Source organism: Kaistella soli (assembly GCF_019038595.1).
Lineage (GTDB): Bacteria > Bacteroidota > Bacteroidia > Flavobacteriales > Weeksellaceae > Kaistella > Kaistella soli.
In genome coordinates this window covers 370,088-391,241 of sequence record NZ_JAHOPF010000003.1, presented here as the reverse complement: position 1 = coordinate 391,241, position 21,154 = coordinate 370,088, and the positions used below count along the sequence as shown (strand labels likewise).

Here is a 21,154-nt window from a genome sequence, read left to right as displayed (position 1 = left end):
CTTTTATTCATGAATACTAAATGCTGAAAATATTGCAGCGAAATTCGGAATAGGAATTTAAAAAATAAAGATCATCATGGGAGTTAGCGTAAAAGCAGTGCTGGGAACAACAAAATATTATACTGAAGTCACTGCAGGGGAAAATAAGCTCATCACCGATGAACCGTTTGAAAAAGGGGGAGAAAACAGAGGTTTTAACCCTTTTGAAATATTGGCTACATCGCTTGCAAGCTGTACCGCAGCAACTTTGCGAAGTTATATCGACCGCAAACAGTGGGAAGTTGAAAAAATAAATATCGAAGTGAATCTGGAGAAAAATCCTGAGACCAAAACCACTGTTTTCACCAGAACCGTCAGTTATGGAAATGCAAATCTGGATGCCGATCAACTCCAAACCCTTCGGAAAGTGGCAGATACCTGTCCTGTACACAAAATTTTAAACGGAAATATAGAAGTAAATACAAATTATACAGAACAATGACAGAAATCAGACAGACCAACAACGAAAAAAAAGGCGTATTTGAAATTTATTTTGACGGCAAAAAAGCTGGTGAAATGACCTATACCTGGGCAGGAGAAGACAAGTTTATTATCGATCACACCGAGGTGGATGAAGCTTACAACGGTAAAGGGCTGGCGAAACAGCTGGTTTATGCGGGAGTGAACTATGCCAGAAAAAACGGTAAAAAAGTAATTCCGCTTTGTCCGTATGCGAAAGCGACCATTGCCAAGAATGCAGAACTTCAGGACGTTCTAGCTTAACAAGTTATTTTCGTTAAAATACAGCCTTTCAGTAAGCAAATACTGAAAGGTTTTTTTTATCATATTTTGCATTATAAACGGGTCTGCGCCCCGGATCGAACGGCATGTCTGAGCTCTTTTCTGGTTTTTTAGCGCGCGGCTTCGCCGCGCGCTAAAAAACCGGAAAAAGCGAGTAGTGAGAGCCGGAAAAGGCGCCCAAAAAGTCAAATTCAGATTTCTGGGGTTTCAAATGTTTATCCAAATTCCTCAAAAAAACTATATTTGTGCAACTTTAAAGAAAATATTATGAATCCGTATGTGCTGCTGAGTATTATTATCGCCTATTTTGCAATCTTGCTTTGGGTTGCTTACCGAACCGGAAAGGGCAGTAACAACGAGAGTTTTTTTATCGGAAACCGAAAAAGCAACTGGATGCTAGTGGCTTTCGGGATGATCGGCACTTCGCTTTCGGGCGTTACTTTTGTCTCCGTTCCCGGTGCTGTAGGCGCGGATAAATTTCATTATTTACAGATTACAATCGGCTATCTGATTGGTTATATCATCATTGCATACGTCCTTTTACCACTTTATTACCGCCTGAAACTCACGTCCATTTATGGCTATCTTCAGGAAAGAATGGGTGAAATTTCTTATAAATCCGGCGCCTGGATTTTCATCGTTTCGCGTTTAGTAGGCGCAACAGCAAGGCTCTATCTGGTGGTAAACATTTTACAGTTTTCAATTCTCGACAGTTTAGGAGTGCCGTTTATTGTAACAACTTTAGTGATTCTCGCCATGATTATTCTCTACACCTATGAAGGTGGTGTGAAAACTATTGTGTGGACTGATACGCTGCAGACTACCTGTATGCTTTTAGGGTTGATCATCTGCTCCGTTTACATGATGAACCACCTTGGTCTGAATTTCACCGAAAGTATTTCCGCAATGAATAAGCTGGGGTATACGGAAGTTTTCAATACCGATGTGGACAGCAAAGCATTTTTCTTTAAACAGATTCTGGCCGGCGCATTTATCACGATTACAATGACAGGAATTGATCAGGAAATGATGCAGAAATCCCTTTCCGTAACCAAACTGAAAGATTCGCAGAAAAACATGGTAGTTCTTGGAATTATTCTGGTAGGTGTGATTTCTCTATTTCTGTTTATGGGCGGATTGCTGCACCTTTACGGAACTACAGAACACGTTGCAAGCTCAGGCGATCAGCTTTTCCCGGACATTGCGCTGAATCATATGCCGCCATTTATTTCGATTATCTTTATTGTAGCTCTGATTTCGGCACTTTTCCCAAGTGCGGACGGTGCGATGACGGCGCTTACTTCTTCGCTCTGTATTGATATTTTTGGATTAAAAGAAAAACCGATCTCTCCGAAAGAGAAAGAAAAATTCAGAAAAAAAATCCACCTGATTGTTGCCTTTGCGTTTTTAATTATGGTGATCATCTTTAAACTGATCAACGACAATTCGATGATTGGTCTGATTTTAAAACTTGCAGGGTTTACTTACGGTCCGCTTCTGGGGCTTTTCGCCTTCGGTATTTTCACAAAATTCAGAGTTCAGGACAGGCTGGTTCCTTATGTCTGCATTGCAGCGCCGCTGATTTCTTATTTTATTGATAAATATCAGGAAAACATGTTCGGAGATTTCAAAATCGGATTGGAATTGCTGATTATCAACGGATTACTCACATTTATCGGATTATGGCTGATCCGGAAAAAATAATTGATTCAAATAACTTCATCCGGGCCAAAAACCCGGATTTTTCATTTCCAGAAACCATTGGAAATTTGTAAATTCGCATACAAATAAATCAAAATAATGAGCAAAAGCATTGAGGAGCTGAAATCTCTTACAACACAGATCAGAAGAGACATTTTGAGAATGGTTCACGCTGTGAATTCCGGTCATCCCGGTGGAAGCCTTGGATGTACTGAATACTTTACCGCACTTTATGGGAAAGTTATGAATTACAAACTGCCTTTCACCATGGAAGGTAAAAATGAAGATCTATTCTTCCTTTCCAACGGACACATTTCTCCCGTGTTCTACTCTACCCTTTCCCGTTTCGGATTTTTTCCGGTAGAAGAACTCGCCACTTTCAGAAAACTGGATTCCAGACTTCAGGGCCACCCGACAACACATGAAGGTTTACCCGGCATCCGCATTGCCTCAGGTTCTCTTGGACAGGGACTTTCTGTTGCGATAGGCGCTGCTTTGGCTAAAAAATTAGACGGTGACCAATCTTTGGTTTATACCCTTCACGGAGACGGAGAATTGCAGGAAGGACAAATCTGGGAAGCCTTAATGTTTGCTGCTGCTAAAAAAGTGGACAATATTATTGCAACAATTGATTATAACGGAAGACAAATTGACGGTGATACGGAAGATGTATTGAGTTTAGGTGATCTGCATGCAAAACTGGAAGCTTTCGGCTGGAAAGTCATTGACGAAAAAAACGGAAACGATCTGGAAACCGTGATCTCCACTCTTGAAAAAGCAAAAGCAGAAATCGGAAACGGAAAACCTGTCGCCATTATTCTTCATACCGAAATGGGTTATGGGGTTGATTTCATGACAGGAACTCACGCATGGCACGGAAAAGCACCGAATGATGAGCAGTTAGACACCGCTTTCAAACAGTTGTATTTAGAAGCACCTGCTGATTATTAAATTCTCTGATTAAAAAAATGAAGCCCAAAGGTTTCAGGAGTAAAAACTCAATCTAACTTACCTTCTCATGAAATATACATATACAGAAAAAAAAGATACAAGAAGCGGTTTCGGAGCCGGATTAGCTGAACTTGCTGATAAAAATCCCAATGTTGTTGCACTTTGTGCTGACCTCATCGGATCTTTGAAAATGGAGAAATTCATTGAAAAAGCACCGAAAAGATTTATCCAGGTTGGTATTGCAGAAGCCAATATGATGGGAATCGCAGCAGGTTTAACCATTAACGGTAAAATTCCTTTTACAGGAACTTTCGCGAACTTTTCAACATCACGGGTTTATGACCAGATCCGCCAGTCGATCGCGTATTCCAATAAAAATGTAAAGATCTGTGCTTCTCACGCGGGATTAACTTTGGGTGAAGACGGCGCAACACACCAGGTTCTGGAAGATATCGGAATGATGAAAATGCTTCCTGGAATGACCGTAATCAATACTTGTGATTACAACCAGACCAAAGCCGCAACATTGGCAATTGCTGATTTTGACGGTCCTGTTTATTTAAGATTTGGGCGACCTGTTGTTCCGGTTTTTATTCCGGAAGACATGCCGTTCGAGATCGGAAAAGGAATTCTCTTACAGGAAGGGACAGATGTAACGATCGTTGCTACCGGACATTTGGTTTGGGAATCTCTTGTTGCTGCCGATGAACTGGAAAAAGAGGGAATTTCCTGTGAGCTGATTAACATTCACACCATCAAACCTTTGGATGAAGAGATCATTCTGAAATCTGTAGAAAAGACCGGAAAAATAGTTACTGCGGAAGAGCATAATTATTTAGGAGGTTTAGGCGAGTCTGTTGCCGGAATGCTGGCAAGAAAAAGACCTACCAGACAGGAATTTGTTGCCGTTAACGATACTTTCGGAGAGTCTGCGACACCTGAGGAACTGATGAAAAAATACAAAATCGATTCAGCTGCCGTGAAGGATGCGGTAAAGCGAATTTTGGAGAAATAATTTCTTTTAAAATAGATAATTAAACACGCTTTACGGCGTGTTTTTTTTATTAAAATTAATCATAAAAACATTTACTCAAAACCTTTCACCAAAAAATCCTACAATTCATCTTAAATGTCCTGAAATTCAATTCTCATTTATGATATTTTCGTTAGTCATCAATTAAAACTGAATAAATGACTGACAAAATTAAAAACCCTTTAAAACTTTCCCTCGCGGCGTTTGCTTTATGCGCAGGAATAACCGTTTCAGCACAGGAAACTGAAGCTGCACCGATTCAGAATCCGCCTGTAAATGTGGAAGTAATGCCCGGAAGCCGCGGAGTTTCTTTCCAGCTTACCTTGGATAAAAAACTGAAAAGCGCGCCAAAAATTGGGTTTTTCGGGGTAACTGATTTTAACTCTGACTGGGGAAACGATCAGCTGATTGATATGATGGTTATCGGTAAGGCTACCGTTGATCTTTTTAAAGGAGTAAAATTCGGAGCGGGATTTCAAAGCACACCGGGCGGAATCCGTCCGTCAGCGGCTTTAATCTATACTTACGCAAATCCTGACTGGCTTGTTATTGCAATGCCAAGAGTAGATTTAAGCAAAAATGCCAATATCGAAGGATTCGGAATTGTAGAATACAAACCGGAAATTAATGATCAATGGAGATTCTATTCGCGCCTTCAGGGAACGTATGTTCACGCGATGTCTGCCGATCTGCACACCAGAAGTTATTTTCGCGCAAGAGCAGGAGTTACCGTCAAAGAATTCACATTCGGGGTCGGAGCCAATATGGAATATTATGGGCCGTTAAAGCATAATGAAAATAATATCGGCGGTTTTCTGCAGGTGGCACTTTTCTAAAATTCAGACCTAATTAAGATAAAAAAAACCGTTTCAGAAATTTCTGAGACGGTTTTCACAATTAACACAAATGATGGAAATATTTAAAATGTCTTCTCCATTGCAATTGCTTTAGGGAAAAGTATATTGTTTTCTAAGTGGATATGTCTGTGAAGATCCTTTTCGAAATCTTCCAACATCTTAAAAGTCACCTGATAAGTGCCGCACGCATCGGCCGGAAACTGGTAATTATTGGTCAGCTCAGCGATTTTCACAAATCTTTCACCTTCCACTTCATGTTCGTGCTTCATCATCTCCACAGGATTTTCTACTGTTCCGAAACGCGGTGCTTCCAGAGATTCTCCGCTTCTTTTCGCAGCAACCATTTTACGGATGAAAGGAAAAAGGATCAGTTCTTCTTTTTTCATGTGTGCTCCCAAATCCTGGGCGCTTCCGATAAAAAGTTCATTAATCTCAAATAATTCCGGATGTCTGTCGCCGTGAACTTTGCAAAGTTTATTTAAAAACGGAATGATTACCGCAGATTTTTCCTCCACATAACGGTGATGCGTTTTCTCCACATAATCTGCCAGCAGATCAAGCGGCCAGGAATTAAAATCGATTTCACCTGATTTTTCGGTTGGCAAATTTTCAAGATCAGCGTAAATATCTTCAGGCTTAATGCTTTTCTTTTCGCAGGCCTCTTCTATGGTTCTTCCTCCTTTACAGCAGAAATCAATTTTATATTTTCTGAATATTTCTGCGGTTCTGAAATCTTCTGCTACAAAATCGCCTATGGTTTTTTCTTTGGTTAACATTTTATTCGGTTTATAATTATAGGACAAATGTAAACAATAATTTTAATTCGGACAAATTTATCTTAATTAAGAATAATGAAATAAATCATGGATTGTAATCAAAGAAAACGGGAAAGTGAATTGGAATTTCTATTTAAGCCAGGCTAAGCCGTTTTCGGTTTTTAAAGCCAGCTCGTAGAAGGAATATTTCTGAGTCATTGCGACTAAACTGTTTCTTACAAAACTGAAATCTTCGTGTACGGGACATGGATTCACTGACGAACATTCGTGCAGACCCAAACCGCAGCTTGTGAAAAGCGAGTCACCATCGATAATACGGACAAGGTCATAGATTCTAAAGGCCTTCTGTTTCGTTTCATCAAAAACAAATCCTCCCTGTTTACCACGAACCGACTGCAGGATATTTTCACGGCAGAGCTGCTGCAGAATCTTTGCGGTGAATGCAACGGGTGCATTCACCGAATCTGCGACTTCCTTTACATTTACACGTTTATTTTCCAGACTTTGCTGGGCAATGTAAATGGTTGCTTTAATGGCGTATTCGCAGGCTTTAGAAAACATTTGGTGAAAATTTATTTAAAGAATTTCCATTTTGGAATAAATGCGAGTAATCCTACAGAAATATAAAGGAAAAGATTGGTAACATCGGTATATAAAAAAGTAGAGAGATAGTAATTGTGCAGCATAAAATGCATAACAACGGCCACAGGAAAAAGATACACCCCAATTTTTCTGTAAAAAAAGATGAGCAGAAGCCCGATAATCATCAAAAGATCTGTAAAGAAAATAAGAAGGAAATAAAACCCCGGAATATTAAGATCTGTTTTTTGCAGATATTCGTCGGAATCAATCCCAATTCCCATCAGACTGAATAATAACAGGGCACAAAGTGATAAAATAAATCCTAAATCCTTTTTTGGGCTTTCGTTGGAAAAATCGTCATTCATAGGGGTAAAATTAAAAAAAACTTTTGAATAGATTCAAAAGTTTTTTTACTGTTAAAAATCAGTTTAAGTCTTAAATTGAAACCGCATCAATCAGTCTGTTCTTATCTGAAATATATTCTTCCATAGAGATCATACTTTCAGTTCTCATAACATCCTGGATATCATCGATCTGGTAAATAATTCTTTTTGCGTCTTCGGTATTTTTAGCTCTTACTTTGCAGAAGATATTATATTTTCCGGAGATTACGCTTGCCTCGATAACGTTTGGAATAGTGGTTAATTCTTTCAAAACTTCCTGAGTTCTGTTAGATTTAGTAAGAAGAATCCCTATAAAGGCAGTAAAATGATAATCTAATTTACCATAATCAATGTTAAGGGAAGAACCGAGGATAATTCCTGCGTCTTCCATTTTTTTAACTCTCACGTGAATAGTCCCGGCAGAAACGTCCATTTGTTTGGCGATTTCAGTGAAGGGCATTCTGGTGTTTTCTACTAAAAAATCAAGGATTTTTTTATCTATTTCGTCAAGTTGATAATTCATTTCTAAAATTTATACATTTAATATTACTACGTGAATATTTTTGCAAATTTACGAAAAAATATTAAAATGAAAAAATTTAGCGAAACATTAACAAGTTTTAACGCAAATGATATAATTCATACTATAATTCTTATTTTATTGTATCTTTTTTAATAGAATCTCTTTTACTTTCCACTTTTACAGATTGAGATTTTTTATCCTTTTTCTTTCTTTTGAACAAGGTATTGAAACTTTTACTATAAACAACCCCAACTCCATAGCTTTGGTTCGCACCTGCATTTCCGGCAGCCGCACCGCTAAGTCCAATATTGCTCGGTTTGGAATAAGCTCTCAGAAGTCTTGTACCGTCGTTTTTCTTCGACCAGTCATACTCCACAATTCCTTCGCCGGAAAGATATTCCGCATTGGTATTTTCAGATTTTGAGATAGGAACACCAAGTCCTGTTTTTACTTTTACTCTCGGTGATAGTGCAAAACTCACACTTGCATTTGCTCTGTCGCCACTGTTGGAATTTGAGTCTCCTTTCAGATAATTTAAATCAACCTGAAACTCATTGCTGATGGTATTTAATACAGACCCCAGCTGTTTGAAAAGCATATTATAACCCGAAGTCTCCAGAGTATTTCCTAAATTAAGATTTCCGAAACCGGCATTCGCTTCATTAAAACTGCTCATCACCAAAACAGAACCGAACTGAATAATTTTTTCGTCCTCGTTGCTCATTTTCTGTGCCAACGTTTCTTTTAAATTACTCGAAACATCCTGTGCGGAAACTCCCAGTTCAATTTTTGGATTATTAAGGGTTTGGGTAATCCGGGTTGAAAGCAACACATTAACCGGCTGTAAACTTCCCATACCTAAATAGGAACCTGCATTGGTTACCGTTCTTAAATAGGTGGCATTAATATCCAGCTCAGGTGCCATGGCGTCACCATCCCAACGGATACTGCTGCCTTTTGTAATCTGGAAAGTTCTGTTCAAAATGGCTTTCGAAACAAATGTACCGTTGTCCACAAAATAATTTCCGTTCATTGAAATGGCTCCGGTTCTTCCCATTCTGAAACGCAGTTTATCAGAATTTCCGCGAACGGTAATATCTCCGATATCATCTCCTACAAGAACGTTTACTGTAGTTCCTTTGTCAACAGCAATCGTGAAATCAATATTCATATTGGCGCTTGAACGCTTTTTCTCTTCAAGTGAAACTACGCCTGCTTCATCTCTTTTCAGGAAACGCAGCATTTTAAATTCCTCAACATTGGAGGTGGAATTCGAATTAAAGGTAAATACACTGTTATTTAAAGCCCTCATTTCCGGGGTCGAAATACTCAAAGCAGAAACCGGTCCGTCTACATACAGCGTTCCGGTACCGTAAATTCTCCCCCAAAAGAGATCAAAATCTTTCTGTGTAGTGTTCAGAAGCATTAAATTATCTGCCCTCATTACTAAGTTAACGCCCATTGAAGCCAGCGTTTCAAACTGTATAGCTCCCGAAATTGATCCTCTTGAATTGGATCTTCCATCCCGAACGCCAATATCATTTAATACCGCCAAACCTCTCGAAAGTGAAATTACCGTATCGTCGAATGAATAATCCACACCGGTAAAATTCAGCTTCAGCCCCATGTTTTTCATCGCAATATCACCACTGTAATCAAGGTCGCTCAGCTTACCTGAAATTTTTAGTTCGCCTGATGCTTTTCCTCGAAGATTTCCGAAAACACCTTTCACAAATTCCTGCGCAAATGCAATATCGAATTCATTCATATCCGCAACAAGATTAAGCGTTGGTGATGAAGTGTTGTTATTGATGGTTCCCGTCAGATGCAGATTGTTATCGCCAATAATTCCTGCCGAAACTACTTTTGCATCCACGTCAAAAACGTTAGGAACGCTGCTTTTCTTTGCTGAAATTACAACATTTCCCATATCCTTTCCGTTCATCAGAATATCTGTAATATTCAGATCGATCAGCGGCTCCAGATTGTTTTTGTCCATTTTTATATTGAAAGTACCGTTCGCGGTTCCCTGGATATCCATACTGTTATCACTGTTGGTCAACGCAAACACTTTAGCAATATCAAGATTTTTAACATCACCGTCAGCCGAGAAATCTTTAGCAGATTTAAAGACAGCATCTTTTAAAAACAGTTCGCTGTTATCAGAATAAAGCCGCAAATTCTGAATGAGAAAATCACCAGCTTTCTTTCGGTATGTAATGGAATGATTTAGTTCCGGCGAAGTATCTATGCTCCATGCGACATTATTGAACTTAACAGTCGTCGGTTCAAATCTGAAAACGTAATCGCCTGCAGAATTTGTTGTCTGATTGAGATTCACGGCATATTCTTTCAGTGTCTGCTTTATTTCGTCTTCAGGACTTCCGTGCTTGAAATTTGCAGCGATATGCAGAATCCGATTATTTTCATTCCGTCCTCTCAGCATTATATCTTTCAGAATATTCTTGTTGTATTCTACCCTGTTCACTTTGGCAAATATCTGCTCCTCAAGATTTGCTGTGTTTATTCTTACCATCAGGCTGTCCACCATTGCACTGTCACGGGTAATCTTGTCGCGCTCCGTAATTTTATATGCCGGATTAGCCGCAGCCAAAGCTTTATCTGCATCGGTAATTTCCTGTTTCTTTGTCATGATGTATTTCAGCGCTGCTGCATCTACATTCAGAATCAAATTATTGGAATTACCATCATAAGAACCACTTACGGAGGCACCTTTAGGAATCTGAAGATCAGGTTCGAAATAATTTACAAGCCCTTGTTTCACATCAAAATTCATGGTAAAACTCTGTCCTCTGTATAATTTTCGTGGCGGCGGTCCTACCAGAATTTTTCCGAAACCGTTCTGAACCATTCCCATTAAATCCCCAAGATTGAATTTACCCGAAATCTGTCCGTTCACAGCGCCGGGAGCATCCACCGACACGACACGGTTTCCGTTTTCAAAGAAAGCTTTTACCTTCGCGTTAGGAATCAGGAATTTCTGGGTGGCATTTGCAAATGTTACACTTCGTAAATCTGCATCAAGATTTAAATCATTCAGATTGGTCATTGAGATCTTACCATCGACCAAGCCTGTAACGATTTGATTTCCTTTTCCGCCGTTAAAATAATTGATATTTAAATATTTCACATTGGCATTGATGTCAGCAAAAAGCTTATTGGTCCGGAAATCGATAAATCCTTTTACATCAGCCTTTGCCTGTTCATCATTTACATTTACAATTCCTCTGTATGTTTTATGATCAAGTACACCGTCGAGAAAAACATTGTTAATTTCCTTATTCATGATCTCGATTTTGGAAATCTGAGAGCGTGTTTTCAGCCTCATTGTATTCACATCGAAACTTTCTCCCTGTAAATTAAACTTGCCTGAGATTAGACCCACCTGTTTGTTTTTTGTAATCACAGAAGTATTTAAATCTCTAACGTCAGCAAATCCACGGTATTTTGGCAGGTTAGAACTGTAATTGTCTAAATAAAAATTACTGATTTTTGCCTGACCGATCCCTGTAATCAAGGTAGCGTTGGATACGAAAACCTGTCGGGGATTAACTCTTACCGCACCGTTATATTTTAATCTTCCGAAATCATCAGCAAAATTTTTCATTTTTGAAGAAATGAAAGTCGGCATCATATTTTTCAGTTCCTTGTAAGTAAAATCGGTGGAAAGTTTATCGGTTTCTATCTGGAAATTACCTTTCAGGAGATTCGCAACTTTCATTTTCTGAGTCCGGATATTTACCTGTGGATTTCTTATGAGAAAATTGTCGAGGTAGAAATTATTCAGCGGCCCGGTCATTTCTCCCGAAATATTAAACGGCTTATAATTATCCCAGTTGGTCACGAAATAGCTGATATCGTAACCGCTGATCTGGCTTCCCTGCATCATTTTCATTTCCCATTTCACCTTGTCAGAAAAATCAGCCCAGGAGCCATCATTAAGATTAAATTTAATATCTCCCTGAAGCAGTGAATGATCAGTATTGAGAGTTAGATCTTTTAAAAACATAAAATCTTTAGTAAGTGCCAGATCAGTTGAAAAAGTATCGACAATATGCTTCTTTCCCCATCTTTCTGTGGTGAATCTCATATTATTGATCTGTGCAAAGACATCGGACCCGTTTACTTTCAGTTCAGGCACTACCAGATTTACATTTTCGGCTGATAGCCACTTTCCCTGTTCCCCTTCACTGTTTTCATTAATAATCGAAATCTTCGAATCAGTAATAAACACTCTGGATTTTAGTTGAAAAGGCTCTCGTTTTACCGTAGGAGAAGGTGTATTGAACAAATCAACGAAGCGGATAAAGTTGGAAATGCTGTCGCCTTTATAAGTAATAACTTTTAAGTCGAGGTTTTCTAAGGATAATGACTGGAACTGAAGATTCCGCGAATTGCTGATAATAGAAAACCAGTTGGAATCTGCATAAAGTTCTTTAGCTTTAAGAAAAGGGAAATTTTTATAATCCTTTACCGCAACTTCGTGAATATGAATATCTCCAAAATAATTAATGTCTACGCTTTTGAAAGACATCTGCGATTTCAGATCAGTGTTTAGTTTTTCAATCACCTTTTGTGCAGCCCAGTTTTTGGTAGCCGGCAAGCTCACAATCACAAAAAAAGAAGCCACAAGAAATAGAGAAACCCAAAACAAAACCAAAAGCAGTTTTGCCCACCATTTATAGTTGGTAACATCTTTCGCAGCCTGCTGAACGAATTCACCGGCCGTTTCCACCGGATGAGTAATAGCATCTGACGCCAGTTCTGCCGCACCTTTTACGGTTTCTTTTACCGTGCCCTGAACATTTTCAACACCTTTCTGCACAGAAGCTCCGATATTCTCTGCGATCGATTTTTTATTTTCGTTATCGTTATTATTCTCTAAATTTGCCATTGTTATGAGCGACTCAATAATTTTAGGGATAGAATCGTCCTGCGACGACACTTCAGCTGCAATAATCCAGGGAAATAAGATCCTTTCGAATATTGCCGCCAATCAGGCAATACACAACGAATACGGTGGCGTAGTTCCCGAACTGGCTTCACGTGCACATCAGCAAAACATTATTCCTGTTGTCGAAAAATCCGTCAGCAAAGCAAATATACAACAAAAAGATATTTCTGCCGTGGGATTTACACGCGGTCCGGGACTTTTAGGTTCACTTCTGGTAGGCACTTCGTTTGCCAAATCTTTAGCAATGAGTCTTAACGTTCCGCTTATTGAAGTAAACCACCTTCAGGCACACATCTTAGCACACTTTATCGACGATGCAAATATTATGCCCCCTGAATTTCCGTTTTTATGCCTTACCGTTTCCGGCGGACACACGATGATTGTGCTGGTGAAAGACTATTTCGATATGGAAATTATCGGCAAAACAATCGACGATGCGGCCGGTGAAGCATTTGATAAAATTGGAAAAATATTTGATCTTGATTATCCTGCCGGTCCGATTATCGACCGACTGGCGAAGGCAGGAGATCCCAACTCCTTTAAATTCAATAAGCCAAGATTAGAAAAATATGATTATTCTTTCAGCGGAATTAAAACTTCTGTTTTATATTTCATTCAGAAAGAAATCAAGAAAAACCCGGATTTCATTAAGGAAAATATTGAAAACCTTTCTGCTTCTGTTCAGAAATCAATTGTTGAAATTCTGATGGATAAACTGGAAAAAGCAGCAAAAGATTTAAACATCAATCATGTCGCCATTGCCGGAGGAGTTTCCGCAAATTCCGGGCTCAGACAAGCGATGCAGAAAAATGCAGAAAGATTAGGCTGGAATATTTACATTCCCAAATTTGAATATACTACCGACAATGCTGCAATGATCGCAATGGTAGCGAAACTTAAATTTGACCGCGGCGAGTTTTCAGATCTGTCGGTGTCGGCAACTGCGAGATATGATATTGAAGAAAGTTTTAATCAAAAATCTGAGTAAGCATGAAACTTTTTTTTGGTGAAATTTTCCCGCAGGTAAAGATTAACGAGGAAGAACAGCAGCATATTGTGAAAGTGCTGAGAATGAAAGAAGGTGAAGAGATCAATGTTACCGACGGGAAAGGAAATTTAGCGGCGGGAAATCTGATTTTTGAAGGAAAAAAGGTTTCACTTGATGTCAGCGAGGTGAAAGAAAATCTTCCTAATTTTTCGACACAGCTTCACATTGCCATCGCACCGACAAAAAACATCGACCGAATTGAATTTTTCCTTGAAAAAGCGACGGAAATGGCTGTTTCTGAAATTACTTTAATTCAAACCGAGAAAACTGAAAGAAAGAATCTTAATACTGACAAACTGAGAAAACAAAGTGTTGCGGCATCCAAACAAAGCTTAAGGTTTCATTTCCCGATGGTGAACGACCTGACAAAATTCTCAGATTTCATTAAAACTTTAGATCCGGAAACCACTTTTGTCGCGCATTGTAATGAAAATCTGGAAAGAATCGATTTAAAGGAAATCCATCCACAGGAAAAAATTACCTTTTTAATCGGTCCCGAAGGTGATTTTTCTGATAAGGAAATCCAAATGTTGGCAGACAAAGGAATTAAAGCTGTTTCTCTCGGGAACCAAAGGCTCAGAACTGAAACTGCCGGCGTTTTTGTCGCAGCATGGAATTATTTTAAAATGATGGATTAAAACATTCACAAGCAGAAGAATATTTCCTGTTATTGAATCCTAGTTTAAGACTTGTTTTTTCTTAAGCCAATGATCGTAAATATCATTCCACCAATTAATAATATATTCGAAGCTATACCTGAATATTCGTTCCCTTTTAAATCATTAAAATTTAATTGGAATATATTTCTTACCAGTAGAATTATACTTAAAAATATTATAACAAATGCTATTCTTTTTACAGTCATCATGATTTTCTAAATTAGTGAACACTGCTTTCCTGTAAATACTTTGCTAAAATCTGATCCCCGCTGTTAATTGAATTTTTCGCCCAGCGGACTTTCATCTTCCAGAGTTTCTCTTCTGATAACTTATAATCAATATCAGATTTGATGAGCTTCTGTTTTAGTTCATAAAAGCAAATCGCCGCCGCCACGGAAACATTAAAACTCTTCGTAAAACCGTACATTGGTATCGCTAAAGTTTCATCGGCAAAATCGAGAATTTCTTCAGTGACGCCTTCTTTTTCAGTCCCGAAAACCAATGCGACAGGTTCTTTGAGTTCGTAATCAGGAAGCATTGTTGCGTTTTTCTCGGGAGAAACGGCAAGAATTTTATAGCCGCGGTTTTTTATTTCTTTCAAAGAATCCAGATTGTGAGGAAGTTTTTCAACTTCCACCCAGGTTTCTGCTCCTTTGGTGACGCGAAGATTTGGATTGAATTCGTTTTCGCTTTCCATTGCCACGATTTTATGAAAACCACACGCTTCTACCGACCGCACAATCGCTGCTGCATTACGGAACTGAAAAATATCTTCCATGACCGGCAATACAAAATCTGAACTTTCCTCTGCATAATATTCAATTTTACTGAGGCGTTCGTCGGTTAAAAACTGCTTGAGATAGTCGAAGGTTTGCTGATTTTTCATTTGTCAAAAATAAGGATTTTCTGCGACGGATCTGTGTATGTTTCCGTGACTGCATTGTATCAAAAGACTTTCACTGGGAACCGGGACCGCGCCCCGGCTTGAACGGAGCTCTTTTTGCGAAGCGCAGCGAAGCAAAAAAGCGGGAGTGGAAGACGGAAACAGGCGCCCAAATCATTTGAATTCAGCTTAAAATATGTATTTTTGAATTTATGAAAAGAAAAGTACTTCTCATCTACACCGGCGGTACCATCGGCATGGAAAAAGATTATGAAACCGGAAGTCTGCGTGCCTTCGACTTTGGAAATATTTTCCAGAAACTTCCCGAAATGAAACTGATCGAATGTGAAGTTTCTGTTCATTCTTTCCAAAAACCGCTGGATTCCTCAGATATGGGCCCGAAAGAATGGAAAATTATTGCCCGATTAATTGGTGAAAATTATAATCTTTATGACGGTTTTGTCATTCTTCACGGAACCGACACCATGTCATATACGGCTTCTGCATTGAGTTTTATGTTGAAAAATCTCACTAAACCGGTGATTCTGACAGGTTCCCAATTACCGATTGGAGATTTGCGCACCGATGCGAAAGAAAATCTTCTGACGAGTTTGTATTACGCAAGTCTTTACGAAAATGATGACGCGGTAATTCAGGAAGTTGCGGTCTATTTTGAATATAAATTACTGCGCGGAAACCGCACGCTCAAATATTCGGCGGAATATTTTGATGCTTATCAGACACCGAACTATCCTGTTTTAGGGCAATCCGGTGTTCATTTAAATATTGAAAAAGACTTTTTGTGGCGTTCGAAAACGGGAAAGCAATTTACAGTTGATACCCATATTTCCCAAAATGTCCTCTTCTGGCGTATTTTCCCTGGAATGCATCTTGAGCATTTTTCCGAAATTCCCAATATGAAGGTTTTAATTTTACAGGTTTTCGGATCGGGGACAATTTTTAACAGTAAAAAAACGCTTCACACCCTTCAGATGCTGAGGGATCAGGGTACTGAAATCGTAGTGGTTTCGCAATGTGTTTCTGGCGGAATATCATTCGGAAAGTATTCCAATTCGAACATATTTACAAAAATCGGCGCGATCAGCGGAAATGATATGACGGCAGAAAGTGCCATTACCAAAGCAATGCATCTTCTGGACAATCCGGATTACAAGGGAAGTTTTGCCGAGAATTTTGCAAAAAACTTATGCGGTGAAGTTTCAGTACTATAAATTTTACATTTTTTTTAGATTGACCTTTCAAATCTCGTTTAAATAAGTTACTTTTGCAATCCTAATTAGAGAGGTGTCCGAGTGGTTGAAGGAGCTAGCCTGGAAAGCTAGTATACGGGTAACTGTATCGAGGGTTCGAATCCCTTCCTCTCTGCAAATAAAAATCTTTGAAGTTTTCTTCAAAGATTTTTATTTGTTGTATCTCTTCAAATCAACTTCAGGCATCAGCGATTTTCCATTTTCTATGTGATCATAAAGTTCCTTAGAAAAATAACATCCGTTCAAGATTCCGCGCGCTCCCAGCCCATTATAGACGTAGAAATTCTTGTGCTCCGCATGATTTCCTAAAATTGGTCTTCTGTCTTTTACGGTAGGTCTGAAGCCAAAATTTACTTCTTCTACCTGAAACTCCGGAGGATAAAATTCAGAAAGACCGGTGATCAGCTCTTCTGTTTTAAAATCATCAATTTCTTCAGGCCTTTCGTTGGGATCATACGTGCCGCCATAATAATGTATTTCATCATTTAGAGGGAAGAGAAAGTGCTTTTTCTTAAGGGTATACTGATGAGTGAACCGCTCCGAAAGCTTAACTTTTATATGGTGTCCTTTGTTCGGAATTACTGGGATCTGAGAAAAATAAGGATTTCCTTTTACGCCCATTCCTTCGCAGAATACAATGTTTTTAAATTGAAAATCTTTATACGCATTTTCGGTCAGCAGGGAATAATCAAACTTTTCCTCAACTAATAAACCGTTTTCTTTAAAATAGCTCATAAAGTCTCTAAAAAACCCATCTACATTAAGTCTTGCGGATTTGTTCACCGAACCTGTTCCGTACGGATTTCTGATCGTTTCCAGCGTCTCGAAATCAGGATTCAGGAATGGCTTCAGCTCCTCCGTTTCGCACTTGCTGAGCCAAAGTGCTTTTTCCTGCTCATCATGAAAGATGCGGCGGATATTTTCTTCAATTAAATAATTGGTACCGGTATATTTTTCAATTTCATTAAGTGTTTCGTGCAGAAAATCGATCTGTTCCTTAGCAAGCCAAAATGTGGTGAATTTCTTTAAAACCAATGGATTGATGATTCCTGCAGAAACCTGTGAAGCGCTTTTTCTGCCTTCTGAGAATATGGCGAAAGATTTCCTGTTCTGTATTAACTGATGGGCAAAAAACAATGCCGCATATCCGTCGCCAACAATGATATAATCTACATTTTTCATTCTTAAATATCGCTTAGGAATTCATAAAAAAAACCTGAGTAAAGGTACTCAGGTTTTGTGGTATTTTCAAGCAGAATTTTAATAATTCCACATGTCGTTTTCCATTTGAAGGATCTGTCCTTTGATTCTTTCACTTTCCTCTAGCTGAGCATCAGCATCACGCGGGATATAATCTTTAATTACTCCGTTTCCTAATCCGTTATCTGATTTATAAATCACGGTAGAAAATCTTCGCGCATTCAAGATATCATCGAAAGTAATGTCAGAAGCTAGGTTTTTGCTGTTGAAAACTACAGAATTCGCTAAAACTTCTCTTGCGTCCGGATAATAAACCCAGAACAGGTCAATCAGTTCATCTTTTGAAGCTAAAGGCTGTCCGTCAGGTCCAAACTGACCCATTGTTGAAGGATCCTGCCCCATAGCGGCAATACCCAACAGTCTGTATTTCATCTGGCTGTCTCGTCTGTCAATATACCACATTCCTTTAATCTTCAAAACTTTCACATTTTCAGTTTTGGTTTCATAAACGTTGGTAAATTCTTTCTTCTCAGCTTCAGTTAATTTTCCGGTTTCGTTAAGACGGTCAATTCCTGCATCACTCATTACAGAGTTTTTGATTCTGGACTGAATCGCGTCAGGACTAAGTCTTGTCTGGAACATTTCATCATCATATACTTCCTTGATTCTGCCGTCATTAATAGCATCAAAAAGAATCTGGTATAAAGATTTGTTCTGAGAAACAAGTCCGTCTTCATTATGATAGAAAGGCTGGTTCAGTTTATCGTTCATATCGATAATCTCCCAAACTACCATACTCTTCAAAATGTCTTTATCTTCAATAAAACCATATTTAAGAGGAGTAACTTTGTTTGACACCATTGAATCTCCCTTCTTAATCAACCCAAGTTCTCTGTATTTTCTGAAAGACTCAGGAGACTTGGCATTTAGTATAGACATTGAAGTAATTGGAGTATCATCAACCACTGCACCGGCAGCAGGTGTTTCAACAACAGGTGCTTCAACTATAGGAGCTTCTTCCACAGGTTTGGCCACTTTCGTGGTTTTTGCCTTGGCTTTTTTCTTGGTTGTTTTCTTTTTCGTCTGAGCCTGAACAGACAGGAAACTCAACGCAAGAAATAAAAATATGAACTTTCTCATTATAAAATTTTTATACTAATGACAGATATAATATCAAATCAATAACGTAATTATTGTACGTTTATTACAACCGGCGGAATTTGTTTTAATGTCTGTCCGCCAAGTCCTGTTGCAGTTGCCTGAATATTGTATATGTAAGCAATATCTCCAGATCTTAAACTTTTGGTTAGAGCAGCTACCGAACTCATTGAGTTTCCGGAAACCATCATACCAGCTTTTCCTTGAACTTTAAACATGAAACTGTTTACTGTAAAGCTTACAGGAAAGTCGAAATCTGGCATATCCACAGAAACGTGCTGATTAGCAATTGAACTTGCAGGCATTGACACCACTGATTTCCCTTGGATTTCTCCAACCGGTGGCGGAACATTTTTAATTCTGAAATCAAAAGCCTGAGAAATTACTCCGCCTTTTGGATCTCTACCTGAGATCGTAAGTTTTACGGTGGAACCTCCACCCGGAGTAACTATCCATTTACCTCCACTTCCGCTAACAGAAGCTCCCGCAGCTGACAATGAAATTCCTGACATGTCTGCTCCCAAAATCGAACCAGAGATCGGGTTAGGTAATCCACGGTATAAAACGTTCATCTTATCTGCAGTTACGATTGCGCCTTTCTGAGCCTTAAGTTCCTGTGCACCTGCAATTACCTTGTAGGTATGATCGTAAGGAAGTGAAATAACTTTACCGTTTACATCAGTGAAGGAAATCGTTCCGGAAAACTTATGATCACCCAAAGCACTTGAATTAAGGTTTGTAGTTCCCTGTCCGTTTTGTACCGATAAACCAGGCATTGATAATCCTGGAACACTGCTGGAATAATTACCAATAGCAACGGATGCCGGAGCAGATTCTCCCTGAATTACAGTAGTCGGAGCCGATACGATTGCCTGATAAGCATCAAATTTAATATCTGCATCTACTTTTTCCTGTAGCATAGTCATTAAAACATCAGACTGCAGATTTCTTGCTTCCGACTGCATAACTTCTAAATTGGAAAGCGCCGCAATAAGAGGCTGTCCATAAAATTTATACTGCAACCAATTTTTCCCGTTTCTTGTTTCTTTATTGGGGAATTCTGTTACAAGAGTTTTGTTTGCTCTGTCAACAACTGGCTTCATATCTGAAGCAGAAGCGAAAGTTTGTGTAATGTATGATTTCAAAACTTCAACTTTGGCTTTTAAGTCTGTTGCATTTTTTGAGGGAACTGTTTCACTTCCATTAAAAAATAATGAAGAAGCTGGTTCTGTATTATTTAATGCGGTAAAATTATCGTCTACACTAACATTGCTGTCATAACCGGATTCCGATTTCAATTTCGTTTTCAAATCTTCAATAAAGGTAACCAAATCATTAGTCTTAGCTTCCAAAGCACGATAGTCTGCTAATGGTTTAGCGTAAGTTTCGGGCGTATTAGCAGCTTTAGCTTCTAATGTTTTCTTGAAAATCTTATCGTTTTTTTCTTCTACTAAACCTCTCGTATCGGTTAGCGTCTGGTTGGTATCATTATATGACCTAATGATTTCCTGATCGATCTGCATTGCAAGCATCGCAATGAAAACCAGATACATCAGGTTAATCATCTTCTGACGAGGCGTCTGTTTTCCTTGTGCCATTTTTAGTAAATTTTGTTAATAATTTTAAATTTTAATTATAAATGGTTAGAAAACTATGATTTCATTGCGCTAAGCATTCCGCCGTAAACTCTGTTAAGATTATTTAGGTTAGAAGTCAGTCCTGATAATTCTTCGTTGAATTTTTCTGAATGAGCAGCAGATTTCATCATATCCTCAACATACTTTTTGCTGTATTCAGACTGTGTTTTACCATGCTCTAACTGAAGTGCATACAAAGCATTCATGCTTTCCAAGTGACTTGAAGCTAAAGTTAACTGGTCGTTATATTTTTGGGTGGCACCTGTAACGTCTACAGTTTTATTAATCTGATCTACTGAATTAGAGAAATTATCGATACCAGTTCTTAATCTTTCGAATAAGCTAACATCTAATTTTGCATCTTCAAGCATTTTGTCCAATTTATCAGATAAAGAAGTTTCAAGTTCTTTTACTTCTGCAGATTTAATACCTAAACTTGAGTGAACTGGATTTGGGTTTGCGTTTCTATCCAACAACTCTGGATAAACATTTTCCCATGCGTAAGACTCTTCAGTTTTTGGCGCATCAAATGCGAAAATGATAAAAATGATAGCTTCAGTGATCAAACCAATTGATAGGGTTACGTTTCCTGTAAGCGGACCGATACTGAAGTGGGTAAGCTTAAATAAAGCTCCGATGATTACGATTGCGGCTCCTATTGAATAGATAAAGTTATATGTAGCCTCTTTTGTTTTAAACATGTTATTTGAATTTTTAGTAGTTAATAATTATTATTT

Annotated in this window: 19 protein-coding genes and 1 tRNA gene; 10 read left to right on the top strand and 10 right to left on the bottom strand. The window is 38.6% G+C overall.

All coding sequences use genetic code 11. The features are described from left to right. Nucleotides 1–76: 76 nt before the first annotated feature. The 6 genes from KSK37_RS07510 (at nucleotide 77) to KSK37_RS07485 (ending at nucleotide 5,301) form a co-directional block, all read left to right on the top strand. Nucleotides 77–481, top strand: coding sequence for an OsmC family protein (locus tag KSK37_RS07510; RefSeq protein WP_217200526.1), 405 nt, complete (start codon nucleotides 77–79; stop codon nucleotides 479–481). Further along, nucleotides 478–762 carry a GNAT family N-acetyltransferase gene (locus KSK37_RS07505; protein WP_217200524.1) on the top strand — a complete coding sequence of 95 codons (285 nt, stop codon included), beginning with the start codon at nucleotides 478–480 and terminating at the stop codon, nucleotides 760–762. Before KSK37_RS07510 ends, KSK37_RS07505 begins: the two co-directional genes overlap by 4 nt. Nucleotides 763–1,047: 285 nt before the next feature. Then, a complete protein-coding gene (locus KSK37_RS07500; protein WP_217200522.1) occupies nucleotides 1,048–2,484 on the top strand; it encodes a sodium:solute symporter in 1,437 nt (478 codons plus the stop codon). Between the two features lie 96 nt (nucleotides 2,485–2,580). Next, nucleotides 2,581–3,432, top strand: coding sequence for a transketolase (locus KSK37_RS07495; RefSeq protein ID WP_217200520.1), 852 nt, complete (start codon nucleotides 2,581–2,583; stop codon nucleotides 3,430–3,432). 67 nt (nucleotides 3,433–3,499) lie between these two features. Further along, on the top strand, nucleotides 3,500–4,447 hold the full coding sequence (locus KSK37_RS07490; protein WP_217200518.1) for a transketolase family protein: 948 nt from the start codon (nucleotides 3,500–3,502) through the stop codon (nucleotides 4,445–4,447). A 176-nt stretch (nucleotides 4,448–4,623) separates the two neighbouring features. Next, on the top strand, nucleotides 4,624–5,301 hold the full coding sequence (locus KSK37_RS07485; protein WP_217200516.1) for a hypothetical protein: 678 nt from the start codon (nucleotides 4,624–4,626) through the stop codon (nucleotides 5,299–5,301). Nucleotides 5,302–5,384: 83 nt separating this feature from the next. On the opposite strand, the gene ric is transcribed toward KSK37_RS07485, so the two are convergent. The 5 genes from ric to KSK37_RS07460 form a co-directional block, all read right to left on the bottom strand. Next, on the bottom strand, nucleotides 5,385–6,098 hold the full coding sequence (gene ric, locus KSK37_RS07480; RefSeq protein ID WP_217200515.1) for an iron-sulfur cluster repair di-iron protein: 714 nt from the start codon (nucleotides 6,096–6,098) through the stop codon (nucleotides 5,385–5,387). Nucleotides 6,099–6,227: 129 nt separating this feature from the next. Next, the gene (locus KSK37_RS07475; protein ID WP_088359782.1) at nucleotides 6,228–6,659 is read right to left on the bottom strand and encodes an RrF2 family transcriptional regulator; all 432 of its coding nucleotides are present in this window, start codon (nucleotides 6,657–6,659) and stop codon (nucleotides 6,228–6,230) included. Nucleotides 6,660–6,670: 11 nt separating this feature from the next. After that, nucleotides 6,671–7,045, bottom strand: coding sequence for a hypothetical protein (locus tag KSK37_RS07470; protein ID WP_217200514.1), 375 nt, complete (start codon nucleotides 7,043–7,045; stop codon nucleotides 6,671–6,673). A 70-nt stretch (nucleotides 7,046–7,115) separates the two neighbouring features. Further along, nucleotides 7,116–7,586, bottom strand: a complete 471-nt coding sequence (locus tag KSK37_RS07465) for an Lrp/AsnC family transcriptional regulator (protein ID WP_088359780.1) — start codon at nucleotides 7,584–7,586, stop codon at nucleotides 7,116–7,118. Nucleotides 7,587–7,716: 130 nt separating this feature from the next. Further along, nucleotides 7,717–12,501 carry a translocation/assembly module TamB domain-containing protein gene (locus KSK37_RS07460; protein WP_217200513.1) on the bottom strand — a complete coding sequence of 1,595 codons (4,785 nt, stop codon included), beginning with the start codon at nucleotides 12,499–12,501 and terminating at the stop codon, nucleotides 7,717–7,719. 4 nt (nucleotides 12,502–12,505) lie between these two features. On the opposite strand from KSK37_RS07460, the gene tsaD reads away from it, so the two are divergent. Beyond that, the gene (gene tsaD / locus KSK37_RS07455) at nucleotides 12,506–13,549 is read left to right on the top strand and encodes a tRNA (adenosine(37)-N6)-threonylcarbamoyltransferase complex transferase subunit TsaD (protein WP_217200512.1); all 1,044 of its coding nucleotides are present in this window, start codon (nucleotides 12,506–12,508) and stop codon (nucleotides 13,547–13,549) included. 2 nt (nucleotides 13,550–13,551) lie between these two features. Next, nucleotides 13,552–14,247, top strand: a complete 696-nt coding sequence (locus tag KSK37_RS07450; RefSeq protein WP_217200511.1) for an RsmE family RNA methyltransferase — start codon at nucleotides 13,552–13,554, stop codon at nucleotides 14,245–14,247. Between the two features lie 241 nt (nucleotides 14,248–14,488). Here the strand turns inward: KSK37_RS07450 and KSK37_RS07445 are convergent, their stop codons facing one another. Next, entirely contained in the window at nucleotides 14,489–15,154 is a 666-nt protein-coding gene (locus KSK37_RS07445; RefSeq protein ID WP_217200510.1) for a TrmH family RNA methyltransferase, read from the bottom strand. Nucleotides 15,155–15,363: 209 nt separating this feature from the next. On the opposite strand from KSK37_RS07445, the gene KSK37_RS07440 reads away from it, so the two are divergent. Together KSK37_RS07440 and KSK37_RS07435 are read left to right on the top strand one after the other, a co-directional pair. Next, nucleotides 15,364–16,383 carry an asparaginase gene (locus KSK37_RS07440; RefSeq protein ID WP_217200508.1) on the top strand — a complete coding sequence of 340 codons (1,020 nt, stop codon included), beginning with the start codon at nucleotides 15,364–15,366 and terminating at the stop codon, nucleotides 16,381–16,383. Between the two features lie 67 nt (nucleotides 16,384–16,450). Then, a tRNA-Ser gene (locus KSK37_RS07435) sits at nucleotides 16,451–16,537 on the top strand. Between the two features lie 35 nt (nucleotides 16,538–16,572). Here the strand turns inward: KSK37_RS07435 and KSK37_RS07430 are convergent. The 4 genes from KSK37_RS07430 to porL form a co-directional block, all read right to left on the bottom strand. Then, nucleotides 16,573–17,604, bottom strand: coding sequence for an NAD(P)/FAD-dependent oxidoreductase (locus tag KSK37_RS07430; protein WP_217200507.1), 1,032 nt, complete (start codon nucleotides 17,602–17,604; stop codon nucleotides 16,573–16,575). A gap of 78 nt (nucleotides 17,605–17,682) precedes the next feature. Continuing rightward, nucleotides 17,683–18,561: a type IX secretion system ring subunit PorN/GldN gene (porN, locus tag KSK37_RS07425; protein ID WP_088359919.1), complete on the bottom strand. Its 879-nt coding sequence runs from the start codon at nucleotides 18,559–18,561 to the stop codon at nucleotides 17,683–17,685. Between the two features lie 251 nt (nucleotides 18,562–18,812). Then, a complete protein-coding gene (porM, locus tag KSK37_RS07420) occupies nucleotides 18,813–20,378 on the bottom strand; it encodes a type IX secretion system motor protein PorM/GldM (protein ID WP_217200505.1) in 1,566 nt (521 codons plus the stop codon). A gap of 53 nt (nucleotides 20,379–20,431) precedes the next feature. Further along, complete coding sequence (gene porL / locus KSK37_RS07415) at nucleotides 20,432–21,118, bottom strand: type IX secretion system motor protein PorL/GldL (RefSeq protein WP_088359772.1); 687 nt, start codon at nucleotides 21,116–21,118, stop codon at nucleotides 20,432–20,434. Nucleotides 21,119–21,154: the final 36 nt, after the last annotated feature.